The organism is Paenibacillus salivarius (assembly GCF_051307165.1).
Classification (GTDB): domain Bacteria; phylum Bacillota; class Bacilli; order Paenibacillales; family Paenibacillaceae; genus Fontibacillus.
This window is the reverse complement of record NZ_CP195592.1, coordinates 3205927-3217650: the sequence shown is the minus strand read 5'-3', so window position 1 is coordinate 3217650 and position 11724 is coordinate 3205927. Positions and strand designations below refer to the sequence as shown.

11 protein-coding genes and 1 pseudogene are annotated in these 11724 nt (G+C 53.9%); 10 read left to right on the top strand and 2 right to left on the bottom strand.

Annotation, left to right across the window (positions count from 1 at the left end):
- Positions 1-2: 2 nt before the first annotated feature.
- The 6 genes from ACSFXJ_RS14585 (at position 3) to ACSFXJ_RS14560 (ending at position 5196) form a co-directional block, all read left to right on the top strand.
- Entirely contained in the window at positions 3-1223 is a 1221-nt protein-coding gene (locus ACSFXJ_RS14585; protein WP_435921065.1) for an MFS transporter, read from the top strand.
- 327 nt (positions 1224-1550) lie between these two features.
- Complete coding sequence (locus ACSFXJ_RS14580; RefSeq protein WP_435921064.1) at positions 1551-2132, top strand: nucleotidyltransferase family protein; 582 nt, start codon at positions 1551-1553, stop codon at positions 2130-2132.
- A 69-nt stretch (positions 2133-2201) separates the two neighbouring features.
- On the top strand, positions 2202-2984 hold the full coding sequence (locus ACSFXJ_RS14575) for a DUF817 domain-containing protein (RefSeq protein WP_435921063.1): 783 nt from the start codon (positions 2202-2204) through the stop codon (positions 2982-2984).
- Positions 2985-3024: 40 nt separating this feature from the next.
- Entirely contained in the window at positions 3025-3423 is a 399-nt protein-coding gene (locus ACSFXJ_RS14570) for a hypothetical protein (RefSeq protein WP_435921062.1), read from the top strand.
- 57 nt (positions 3424-3480) lie between these two features.
- Complete coding sequence (locus tag ACSFXJ_RS14565; protein WP_435921061.1) at positions 3481-4371, top strand: NAD-dependent epimerase/dehydratase family protein; 891 nt, start codon at positions 3481-3483, stop codon at positions 4369-4371.
- 69 nt (positions 4372-4440) lie between these two features.
- Positions 4441-5196, top strand: a complete 756-nt coding sequence (locus tag ACSFXJ_RS14560; protein ID WP_435921060.1) for an SDR family NAD(P)-dependent oxidoreductase — start codon at positions 4441-4443, stop codon at positions 5194-5196.
- Between the two features lie 7 nt (positions 5197-5203).
- Here ACSFXJ_RS14560 and chrA read toward each other — a convergent pair whose 3' ends face one another.
- On the bottom strand, positions 5204-6490 hold the full coding sequence (gene chrA, locus ACSFXJ_RS14555) for a chromate efflux transporter (RefSeq protein ID WP_435921059.1): 1287 nt from the start codon (positions 6488-6490) through the stop codon (positions 5204-5206).
- A 373-nt stretch (positions 6491-6863) separates the two neighbouring features.
- On the opposite strand from chrA, the gene ACSFXJ_RS14550 reads away from it, so the two are divergent.
- From ACSFXJ_RS14550 to arsC, 4 genes are all read left to right on the top strand, one after another.
- Positions 6864-8180, top strand: coding sequence for an MFS transporter (locus ACSFXJ_RS14550; protein ID WP_435921058.1), 1317 nt, complete (start codon positions 6864-6866; stop codon positions 8178-8180).
- A 126-nt stretch (positions 8181-8306) separates the two neighbouring features.
- Entirely contained in the window at positions 8307-8624 is a 318-nt protein-coding gene (locus ACSFXJ_RS14545) for an ArsR/SmtB family transcription factor (RefSeq protein ID WP_435921057.1), read from the top strand.
- A 21-nt stretch (positions 8625-8645) separates the two neighbouring features.
- The gene (locus tag ACSFXJ_RS14540) at positions 8646-9938 is read left to right on the top strand and encodes an arsenic transporter (RefSeq protein WP_435921056.1); all 1293 of its coding nucleotides are present in this window, start codon (positions 8646-8648) and stop codon (positions 9936-9938) included.
- Between the two features lie 19 nt (positions 9939-9957).
- Positions 9958-10380 carry an arsenate reductase (thioredoxin) gene (arsC, locus tag ACSFXJ_RS14535; protein ID WP_435921055.1) on the top strand — a complete coding sequence of 141 codons (423 nt, stop codon included), beginning with the start codon at positions 9958-9960 and terminating at the stop codon, positions 10378-10380.
- Between the two features lie 72 nt (positions 10381-10452).
- Here arsC and ACSFXJ_RS14530 read toward each other — a convergent pair.
- Positions 10453-11654 (bottom strand): annotated as a pseudogene (locus tag ACSFXJ_RS14530) (IS3 family transposase); the annotation flags it as partial.
- Positions 11655-11724: the final 70 nt, after the last annotated feature.

The following is an 11724-nucleotide window of genomic DNA, read 5'->3' as shown; positions in this document are numbered from 1 at the left end:
AGATGAACAAAACGGCTGCGGGATCCACCACCACCGCGCAAGCCATGACGGTGTATCCGATCCTGTTTGCGATCAGTATGGTGCATTTGCTGAACGACACGATGCAATCGGCCATTCCCGCACTATTCCCGATCCTGCGTGATTCGCTTGCGCTCAGCTACAGCCAGATCGGCTGGATCTCCTTTGCGATGAATATGACCGCCTCCGTGTTTCAACCGCTCGTCGGTCTGTACTCGGATATTCGGCCTCGTCCCTACATATTGCCGCTGGGCGTCTGTTTTACCCTGATCGGCGTCGTGATGCTGGCTTTCGCGCCCGAATATAGTCTGATCCTGCTCGCCGTGACGTCCATCGGACTGGGGTCGTCGATCTTCCACCCGGAATCGTCCCGGGTCGCTTATTTGGCGGCAGGGGAACGGCGCGGTTTGGCGCAATCCATTTTCCAGGTCGGCGGGAATATCGGTACATCGTTGGGACCGCTCATGACCGCGCTGATCTTTATACCTCTTGGACAACGAAGCGTGGCCTGGTTCGCTTTCGCCGCTGTGGCGGCCATCATCATCCAGTTTTTCGTCGCCAGGTGGTATGCCTCGCTTGGCGTTCGCCCCAAACCGCGGAAATCTGCTGCAGCGGACAAGCCGAAGCGCGGAGGGCTGAGCAAAGGGAAAATCGGCCTCGCGATCAGCGTGCTGATCCTGCTGCTGTTTTCCAAAAACGTGTACTCGATCAGCATTTCAAGTTTTTACGCCTTTTTTATGATGGATCACTACGGGGTCGGCAAAAGCGCGGCTCAGTGGTATGTGTTTGCGTTCCTTGGAGCCGCCGCGGTCGGGACGTTTTTCGGCGGCCCGATGGCCGACCGGTACGGACGCAAAAACATCATCTGGTTGTCGATTCTCGGCGCAGCGCCGTTCTCGCTGCTGCTTCCGTACGCGAATCTGTTCTGGTCCGGCGTACTCGTCGTGCTGGCGGGGTTCATCATGTCCTCGTCGTTTTCGATTATCGTCGTCTATGCCCAGGAACTGTTGCCGGGAAAGGTCGGCCTGGTCTCCGGCTTGTTCTTCGGTTTGTCCTTCGGGCTCGGCGGACTCGGTTCCGCATTGTTAGGCCATTTTGCGGATCAATGGGGGATTATGTTCATTATGCAGCTTAGTTCCTATCTGCCGTTGATCGGCTTGCTGACGGTGCTCCTGCCGAAGGATAAGGCGTTGAAGTCGGGCTGACCTGCTTTCGGCAAATTCTTGAAGCCATCGGGACATCGATGAATCGAATGTAAGTGGCGCGGCTATGTCCATGATTTGATGCGTGGATATAGCCGCATTTTTTGTTCCGTACAGCTAAGGAAACTGAGAAACGTTCTTCCCTTTATTTCCCGGCATTTCCCATTCTAACGAAACAGCGGATTCTTATTGTCCCGGTTTTTTAGAAAAACGCGGCTGAAATCAGTCAATAAGGATACGAGTTTCCCTTAGATTAATAAATCCATTATTTTGAGGCAAATAAGGTTTGTCCGTTTCGTTAGACGAAAAAAAGACCGGAGGTGCTTTTGAATGAAGAGAAATACGATCACGAATGCCGCCGAGCTTCGCCAAGCGATTGCCGGCCAGCCGGACATGATCGCCGATCTGAGGGCGGTTGCGGAGCTTGGGCTTCCACAGGGATGCATCGCTGCAGGTTATATCCGGAATTTTGTATGGGATGTGCTGCACGGCTATACCGCCAGAACTCCGCTCCATGATGTCGACGTGCTGTATTACGATCCAGAGTGCTTAAAAGAAGAGGCGGAAAAAGCTTATGACGAATTGCTGCGGCGGCGACATCCCGGCTTGAACTGGTCCGTTAAAAACCAGGCCCGGATGCATTTGAAAAACGGGGACGCCCCGTACCGTTCGGTGGAAGAAGCCATGCGGCATTGGCCGGAAACGGCGACGGCGATCGGCGCCCGTCTGGACCAGGACCATCACGTGGAGCTTATCGCTCCCTTCGGACTGGATGACCTGGTAGGGTTAAAGGTACGGCAAAGTCCGTATTTTCGCGATCGCCAAATTTTTGTAAACCGGATAAAGAAGAAGGAGTGGCTGCGGATTTGGCCGCGGCTTAACGTAGTGCCGGATGGATCGTTGATGTGCTAAAATTTGAGAGTATGGAATGGAAAACAGGTTTCCGTGACTATATAAAATGAACACGATCTGGGAGGGGCTATGAAATTTATCCGCAGCTTGTTTCGGTTTGCGTGGCTGCAAGCGTTGTCCTGTATTTTTCCGGTCATTATATTCGGGACGTTGGCTTTAACGAAAATCGTGGAAGTGCCGGGCATTCACCGGTATGACCTGATCTTGCTGATCTGTTTGCTCGCCCAAGCCGGCATGGTTGTCTTTAAGCTGGAAACCGTCGATGAACTGAAGGTCATTTGCGTATTTCACCTGATCGGACTTGGCCTTGAGCTTTATAAAGTACATATGGGGTCATGGTCGTACCCTGAAGCGGGGTGGAGCAAGGTGTTCGGCGTGCCGCTGTACAGCGGCTTCATGTATGCAAGCGTGGCGAGTTACATCTGTCAGGCGTGGCGTAGAATGGAGCTGCGGATGACCGGCTGGCCCCGGGCGGTGTATACCGTATTGCTTTGCGCGGCCATTTATTTTAACTTTTTCACGCATCATTATACCTGGGATTTCAGATGGGTGTTGACGGCGCTGCTTGTCGTGGTGTTTTGGCGGACCAAGGTTTACTTTTCGGTGCTCGGAAGAACGTATTGGATGCCTTTGACGGTATCATTTTTACTGATCGGCTTTTTCATCTGGATCGCGGAAAATATATCGACGTTTCTTGGAGCGTGGAGCTACCCGGATCAGGAAAGAGTGTGGCGGCTTGTGCATATCGGCAAAATCAGCTCCTGGTTTCTGCTCGTCGTCATCAGCGTCATCATTGTCGCCCAGTTGAAGCGGGTCAAAGCAGGAATGACCGAAAGCCCGAAAAAATTCTAATGGCAGGGTTCGCGTAATGGGGATGGAGGGGGAAGGTTGCATGAACAAAACCAAAGGCTATTTTTATTATTTGCTCTGGACGATCGGGGCGCTTGTATTGGCGTATTACGGTAACCGTTTTGTTTCGATGATGGAGCACAAAACGCAGGAGTTTTACGAGATCAGCTATGGCTTGCTGGGAAATATACTGTACGGGCTCGTGCTGGGCGCATACGTCAGCTTGCTTGGCGGATTGCCGAACCGGAGGGCGTTTATTCGGCCATTATTCTTTTTCGTGTTCATCCCAAGCTTGATTTTAATGCTTTATCCGGTGCTGAGCCTGTATCTGAACATGCCTTATTACTCGTTATATATGGATGTAACGTCCCAGGAAGGTTATTTTTACTTTTCGCTGCTTTGCGGACTGAGCTTGATGAAAAGCTTGTTCGACAGTAAGTAACGGGACGCGAAGAAGCCTGATTTACCGGGTCGTAAGCGATGAAAAGGAGGAGATGAAATGGGGAAAGTACTGGTATTGGGCGGAACTCGGTATTTTGGTAAAAGATTGGTAAACCGGCTCGTACAGGAAGGTTTGCATGAGGTGACCGTGGCCACGCGCGGGCGGACCGAAACGGAATTTGAAGGTCCGGTGAGCCGGATGGTCGTGGACCGTTCCGACGAGGATTCATTGGCCAAAGCGGCTGCCGCCGGCCCCTGGGACATCGTTTACGACAATATTTGTTATTCGCCGAATGAGGCGATGGCCGCAGTGCGGGCTTTTGACGGCAAGGCGGGAAGGTACGTTTTAACCTCGACGTTGTCCGTGTACGAATTCGGAAAATCGCCGCTGACGGAGGCGGATTTCGATCCCTATGCGTATGCATGGAAATCTGCGGGCCGGGAAGAGCTGGAGTATGGAGAAGGAAAAAGACAGGCCGAAGCGGCGTTTTTCCGGGAAGCGGGTTTTCCGGTCGCGGCGATGCGGATTCCGATCGTGCTCGGTCCGGACGATTACACGCGCCGGCTTCATTTTCACGTGGAGCGGGTGATGAACGGGACGCCGATCGGTCTGCCGAATGCTGACGCCGCCATGTCGTTCATTTCTTCGGCGGAAACGGCCGCTTTTTTGCATTGGCTGGGAAGCGCGGACGTGACGGGACCGATAAATGCCGGTTCGGTAGGAGCCCTGACGTTGAACCAGCTGTTTGCATGGATCGAGGAAGCCACGGGCAAAAGGGCGTTGATCGTGCCGGAGGGAGAAGCGGGGCAGGACAATGATTCCCCGTTCGGCGTGCCCTCCTCCTGGGTCATGTATATTTCCAAAGCGACGGCGGCGGGTTACCGGTTCGGTGCGACGAAGGACTGGATGCCGGATTTGATTCGGCGGATTGCGGAAGGGAAGGCTTGAATGGAAGGAAAGAATGTGAGATTGCTTTAATGGATGTCAGAGAGGGATTTTCAAGGAGGCGAAATTTGCGTGAATGCATCGTTTGAGAATCGTATCGTTATCGTGACCGGCGCGGGTCAAGGGATCGGCCGCGGGGTGGCGGAGGCTTACGCCCGCGAAGGAGCGGAAGTGATCGTGGCGGAGATGAATGAAGCCACCGGGGCTGCGGCCGCGGAAGAGATCGCCCGAAACGGGGGGAAGGCGCGGTTTATCCGGTGCGATGTTCGCTCGGAAGCGGAGATTCAACGCCTGATTGGCAACGTTGAACGGGAATTCGGGCGGCTCGACGTTCTGATCAACAATGCCGGGGTTTCGCGTTTCAAATCTCCGTTCGAGCTTACGCTCGATGAATGGGACGATGTGCTGAACACGAACGTGCGGAGCGTGTTTTTGGCTTCCCGTTCGGCAGCCGGCGTGATGAAGCGCCAGCCGGAGGGCGGCGCGATCGTCAACATTTCCTCGACGCGCTCGCTCATGTCCGAGCCGAACTCGGAGGCGTACGCTGCTTCGAAAGGCGCGATCGTTTCGCTCAGCCACGCGCTGGCGGTTTCCTTCGGGCCGGACGGCATCCGGGTGAACTGCGTCAGCCCCGGCTGGATCGAAACCGGGGATTACGCCGCGCTGCGGGACATCGACCATCGCCAGCATCCCGCCGGCCGGGTCGGCACGCCGGAGGATATCGCCCGGGCATGCCTGTACTTGACGCACCCGGACAATACGTTCGTCACCGGTGCGCATCTCGTCGTGGACGGCGGGATGACGCGGAAGATGATGTACGAGGAATAAGGCGAAGTCAGAGCAGGCCAAGCAGCACTCCTCCGGCGGCACCTGCAAGCACGGCCGACCATGGAGGCAGCTTCCACCAGGCCAGCATGGCAAACAACAGCAGGGCCAGCGTGAAATCGCCCGGGCTATGGACCGAGCTCGTCCAGATCGGGTCGTACAAAGCGGCGAGCAGGATGCCGACGACCGCGGCGTTGACGCCGTGCATGGCGCTTTGGACGCGTTCGTTCCGGCAGAGCCGGCTCCAGAAAGGCAGCGTCCCGGCGATGAGCAGAAACGCCGGCAGAAATATCGCCAGCGTGGCAATGACCGCGCCGGAGAGACCGCCTTTCACCGCGCCCAAATAAGTGGCGAAGGTAAAGAGCGGGCCGGGCATGGCTTGAACAAAACCGTAACCGGCCAAAAAGTCGGAAGGGCTGACCCAGCCCGCCGGGACCACCTCGCGCTCAAGCAGCGGGAGTACGACATGTCCGCCGCCGAAGACGAGCGAGCCGGCCCGGTAGAAGCTGTCGAACAGGCCGAGCGCTTCGGGAAACCGCCGCGCGAGCAGCGGCAGCAGGATCAGCAGGGCGAAGAAAATCGCCAGGCTGATGAGCGCGCCCAAGCGGCGGGGCCGCCGTGCGGACGCTGGCTTTGCGCGCGCGGCGTTGTGCGCATGCTGCCGCGCGGCAGGCTGCGCGGCGGGCGATGCCCCCGGCCCGGGCGGCGCGTCGCCGCGCCGGAACAGCCACAGCCCGGCGACGCCGGCTGCGGCGATGACGGCCGCCTGCGTGAAGGCGCCCGGCCATAGCAGCGCGACCGCCGCCGCAAGGACGGCGATCGCCGCGCGGAGCGGGCCCGCCGCCAGCTTGCGGCCCATGCTCCACACGGCCTGGGCGACCACCGCCACGGCGGTGAGCTTCAGGCCGTGCAGCCAGGCCGCGCCGCCGACGTCGGCACCGCGCAGCGCGAGCGCGAACAGCGCCATCGCCGCGGCCGACGGCAGCGTGAAGCCGAGCCAGGCGGCTGCGGCACCGGCGAGGCCTCCGCGGCGGAGGCCGATGCCCATGCCGACCTGGCTGCTCGCCGGGCCGGGCAGGAACTGGCAAAGCGCCACGAGTTCGGCGTAGCTTTGCTCGTCCAACCACTTGCGTTTTTTCACATACTCTTCGTGAAAATAACCCAAATGCGCGATCGGCCCCCCGAATGAGGTGAGCCCGAGCTTGGCGGATACGATGCCGATTTCGAGCAGCCGTTTGAAGCCGGATTGGTTAGGAGCTTTGGGCCTATCTGTTGCGGAAACGCGGTCGATACTCATCTTGGGTCCCCTTTCACGAAGTACATATTCATCATTTTATCGCCGGATTGTTAACGGAAGTCCAAAATAGCTGTAATCTCAGGCGGACGGATGCAATTTAACGGGAAAATAGGGAACTAAATTCAACGAATTCACTTATTCGAGATAAATAGACGGAAAACCTGGCGTTAATTTGCCCGGAAACCCTTATTTTTTGAAATTTGGGCCGAATTTGCGGGAGCTTTTCCCGTTATTTCGTAATGATTAGGTCGATCGTTCGAATTAACGCCATATTTTCCTGCTATAACTTCATTAATAGGAGTGTTATTTGAAATGAGACCGATTTGAGTTGGGGATACATTCACAAAAAACAGAATAAGGAGCGGAATTCCTCATGTTTAAACGGTCTTTTTATTATTTGTGGGGCTCTCAGACGTTGTCCAACACGGTAGACGTCCTCTATTTGGTGGCCCTTACCACCTTTGTGCTGGAACGGACGGGCTCGGTCGTTTTTGCCACGCTGGTCCCTTTTTTACGGGTCACTGCCCAACTGCTCAGCGGACTGGTCGCGCCGCTCATGGTGGAGAAGTACCGATTGCCTTTCTTGCTGACCTTTTCGCAGTGCGGGCAGTTTGTGATGTTCTTGCTGTTGGCGGGATACCTGTCGCCCCTGGTCGGAGGAACGCAGGTGCTGCCGGTCTACTCGATCATTGCTTGCATTTCCTTCCTTGACGGGTGGACGACACCGGCCCGAAACGCTCTTGTTCCTCGGCTCGTTTCCGATCGGGGACTCATGAAGGCAAACGGTCTGATGGCGACGACCGATCAAATCGTCCAGTTTGCGGGATGGGGCGTCAGCGGACTGCTCGTGGCGGTGTTCGGGTCTTTCCCGGTATTGGTTGCCGTCGCGGTTGGTTATGGCGTGGCCATGGCTTTAACCGTCATGGTTGATGATCCGGTGGAACCCAAACGGAAAAGTTTTTGGGATGTGCGCTCCAAAGTCGGATCCGCAAACGTAGAAAAGTCCGAAGAAGAATACTCGGAATCCGGCATGCCTACGTCGACGAAGCCTTCCCGTTGGGACACATTGAAGGAAGGTTGGGTCGCCTTATGGAAATCGCCCCGTTTGCGGGCGTTAACCTTGATGGATGCGACGGATATGCTGGGTGGCTCCGTTTGGGCCGGCGCGTTCCTGCTCGTCTTTGTGAAAGAAGTATTGCTGAAGGATGAACAGTGGTGGGGGTATATCAATGCCAGTTATTTTGCCGGAGCCGTTGCGGGCGGGCTGCTTGTCGTCGCTTTGGTGGCGCGGCTGGAAAAGTCCATTTTTAAGTGGATGCTGGTCGGAACGTTAGGATACGCCATCATGACGGCTTGGTTCGCGTTGAACGATATCGCTCCGCTCGCGCTGCTGATCGTCCTTTTGACGGGCCCGTTTACCGAACTTGCCGCCGTCTCCAGAAGGACGCTGATTCAGAGAAGCGTCGGGCCGGACATGCTTCCGAAAGTATTTTCGGCGCAGTCTACGCTGTTGAATACGATATTCGGTTTATCCCTGCTGTTTATGAGCGTCGTCGCCGAGTGGATGGGCATCGTCAATATGTACTTGTTTGCGGCCTGTATCAGCGTTTTGGCGGCGGGAGTAGGGTGGCTGAACCGGAGAGCCTTCGCGCCGACGGAAATGAAAGAGAATACCGTCATCCGACAATGATAAACGTTCGTTGCCATTTCTAATCGCATCCCGTTTGGGGTGCGGTTTTTTTATCCGCCTAAAATAAGTCATTGAATATATAATTGACTGGTTATATAATCGGATTCGGAAAGGAGCGTGACGCACATGGACGAGATGATCACGATACTCAAACTGCTCGCCGATAAGACGCGATTGACGATCTTGGCGATTCTGAAAGACGGGGAACGCTGCGTATGCGATTTGGTCGAAGCGTTGCAGACGACGCAGCCGAATATCAGCCAGCATTTGCGTAAGCTGCGTGCAGCGGGCCTGGTTCAGGAAACGCGGAGAGGGCAGTGGGCGTATTACCGGCTTACGGTAGACGACAAGCCTTACGTTCAAGCCGTCATGGAAGCGGTGGCCTTACCGCAGGAGCTTCGAAAGTCGCTTGGCCGATGTGCGGACGACAACTGCTGCACTTGACAAATAGAGGGGAATCGAACGTTGGAGTACATTGCCGGTATTATTTTTTTACTAACATTAGTGTTTGTGATTTGGCAACCAAAAGGGCTTGGCATCGGATGGTCCGCGATGGGCGGCGCCGTGTTGGCATTATTGTTTGGAGTAGTCAGCTTCGCGGATGTCGGGGACGTGACGGGAATTGTATGGAACGCAACCTTGGCGTTCGTCGCCATCATTATTATTTCGATTTTGCTGGATGAAATCGGCTTTTTCGAATGGTGCGCGCTGCACATGGCCCGCTTGGCCGGAGGACGCGGGAAAAGGATGTTTATTTACGTCATTTTGCTCGGAGCGGCCGTGTCCGCTTTGTTCGCCAACGATGGGGCGGCATTGATTTTGACGCCGATCGTGCTGGCCATGGTTCGCGCGTTAAAGTTCGACGACCGGATGGTGCTGCCGTTCATTATGGCGAGCGGGTTTATCGCCGATACGACGTCTCTGCCTCTAGTGGTCAGTAACCTGGTCAATATCGTCTCGGCCGACTATTTCGGCATCGGATTCATGGAGTACGCAGTCGATATGTTCGTGCCGAATCTCGTTTCGCTGGGCGCGAGCATGCTTGTGCTGTATTTGTTTTTCCGCAAGCAAATCCCTAAGGATTACGAATTGAATCAGTTGAAAAAACCGCAAGAGGCCATCCGGGACCCGCGCATGTTCCGGTTGTCCTGGATTGTTCTCGGCTTGCTGCTGATCGCTTACCTGTCCGCCGAGTTCATCGGCGTTCCGGTATCCTTGGCGGCAGGAGTGGTCGCCCTGTTCTTCGTGATCGCCACCCGTCGCAGTCCGGCGGTGGAAACCCGGCGCGTGATCAAGGAAGCGCCTTGGTCGATCGTCGTATTTTCCATCGGGATGTATGTGGTCGTGTACGGGCTTCGCAATGTCGGATTCACCGACTACTTGGGCGAAGTGATTCAGTGGCTGGCCGATCAAGGCGTCTATGCGGCGACTGTGGGGATGGGCTTTATTGCCGCGATCTTGTCTTCGGTCATGAATAACCTGCCGACCGTGATGATTGACGCGCTGGCGATTGATAGCACGAACACCAATGGTCTGGTACGGGAAGCGCTTGTTTATGCCAACGTAATCGGTTCCGATTTGGGACCGAAAATCACGCCGATCGGCTCGCTGGCGACGTTGCTTTGGCTCCATGTGCTGTCCAAAAAAGGCATCAAAATCACCTGGGGGCGCTATTTTAAAACAGGAATCCTGTTGACCGTTCCGACGCTGTTCATTACGTTAACAGGGCTTTATCTGTGGCTAATTTTGATTTCATAATTAAGGGGAGTAATTCATCATGGACAAAAAGACAGTCTACTTCTTGTGTACGGGGAATTCGTGCCGGAGCCAAATGGCGGACGGGTTCTTGAAGCACCTCGGCGGAGAACGTTACGAAGTGCTGAGCGCCGGGCTCGAAGCGCACGGATTGAATCCGCGGGCGGTTCAGGTGATGGGCGAAGCGGTCGTCGACATCAGCGGCCACCGTTCCGAGGTCATCGACCCGGCGATTTTAAACCGCGCCGATTATATCATTACCCTTTGCGGCCATGCAGATGAACATTGCCCGGCCGTTTCCAATCCGAACGCGACGCGCTGGCACTGGGGCTTCGACGATCCCGCCAAAGCGACAGGGACGGAAGAGGAGATCTTCACGGAATTCCGCCGGGTAAGGGATCAGATTAAGGAGCGTATTGCGAGGTTTGTGGAGGTAGGGGAGTAGGGCAGGAAAAGAGACAAAAAGGGATAGCCCTTTTAAAGTGTACCCTTTGTAAAGGACATTTTAAAAAAAGGCTTAGGCTACCTGAAAAAGATGATTCCTGTACTGTACAGGAGTCATCTTTTTCAGGTTCCATTGATATCTAGTATGGTTATAGTGGCGGATATACCTATCAATTTCTTGTTGAAGCTCTCCAAACGTTTTACATGATTTTATATCCACTTCGTCTTTAAGATGGCCAAAGAATGATTCGATAGGGGCGTTATCCCAGCAGTTTCCCTTCCTGGACATGGATTGGTACAATCCGAGTTTCTTAACCTGTTTCTGAAAATCTGGATGTGTGTAATGGGTACCCTGATCAGAATGAATGAAGGCCCCTTTAGCTTTCTTAAAGGTTCTGTTCTTCTTCAATTTAGTGAGGGTATCTGTGGCCAGATTCATGATGATTCGGCTAGACATGTGATGTGCTAAAACTTCACCTGTAGAACCATCTTTAATGACGGACAAATAAGCTCTTTGTCCACCGTGATAGTTCAGATAAGTGATATCCGTTAGAAGGACCTTGCCAGGCATCCCCTGTTTAAATTGGCGGTTTAGGAAGTTAGGAACCACTCGGTGTTCTTGAGTGGCTTTCATCATTCTCCGGTACGGATTTGCCTTCCTAATAGGGCAGACGATATCGTATTTTTTCATGATTCTACGGATCTTCTTCAAGTTGAAGACACACTGAAATTGACCTGCCAATGTCATTTTAATTTGGCGTGCCCCTTTCTTTCTGCCTTTGAAGTTAAAGGCCTTTAGAATCATTTCTTTCGTTTCTTCATCCTTTTTATCCTTGCGTCTCCTTTGTTCAATAGATTTGGCTGAGAAATAATTATAGTAACCACTTCTTGAAACTCCGGCAACTTCACAAAGGAATTTCACCATATGGATAAGGTTATATTTTTCAATGACCTCATGAATGAGAATATATTTTTGACTGACGGGCAGCTTTACTTCTTTAGCCCCCTTCCCAACAAACGAATCTTTTTTAAGAGTTCGTTTTCTGCCTGCACAAGCTTCATCTGTGCTTCCAATCTGGCATACTTCTCTTCAATAGATAATTCTTTAATCCGTGGCCTGCCAGAACTACCCTTTCTGGTATCTTTAAGGCCCAACACTCCTTCGGTTTTATAAGCAGCTTTCCAACGATCTGAAGCTGATTTAACTCTCTTCATGCCAATAACGTCAATATTAAATCCTGCTTCTTCAAAGATTTCTCTTGGAAGCTTCCCTTCACTATATGGGGTCCCGCCAACATTTTAACGAAAATATACGCTAAGCCCTCAATTATGTGCGGCTTGGCGT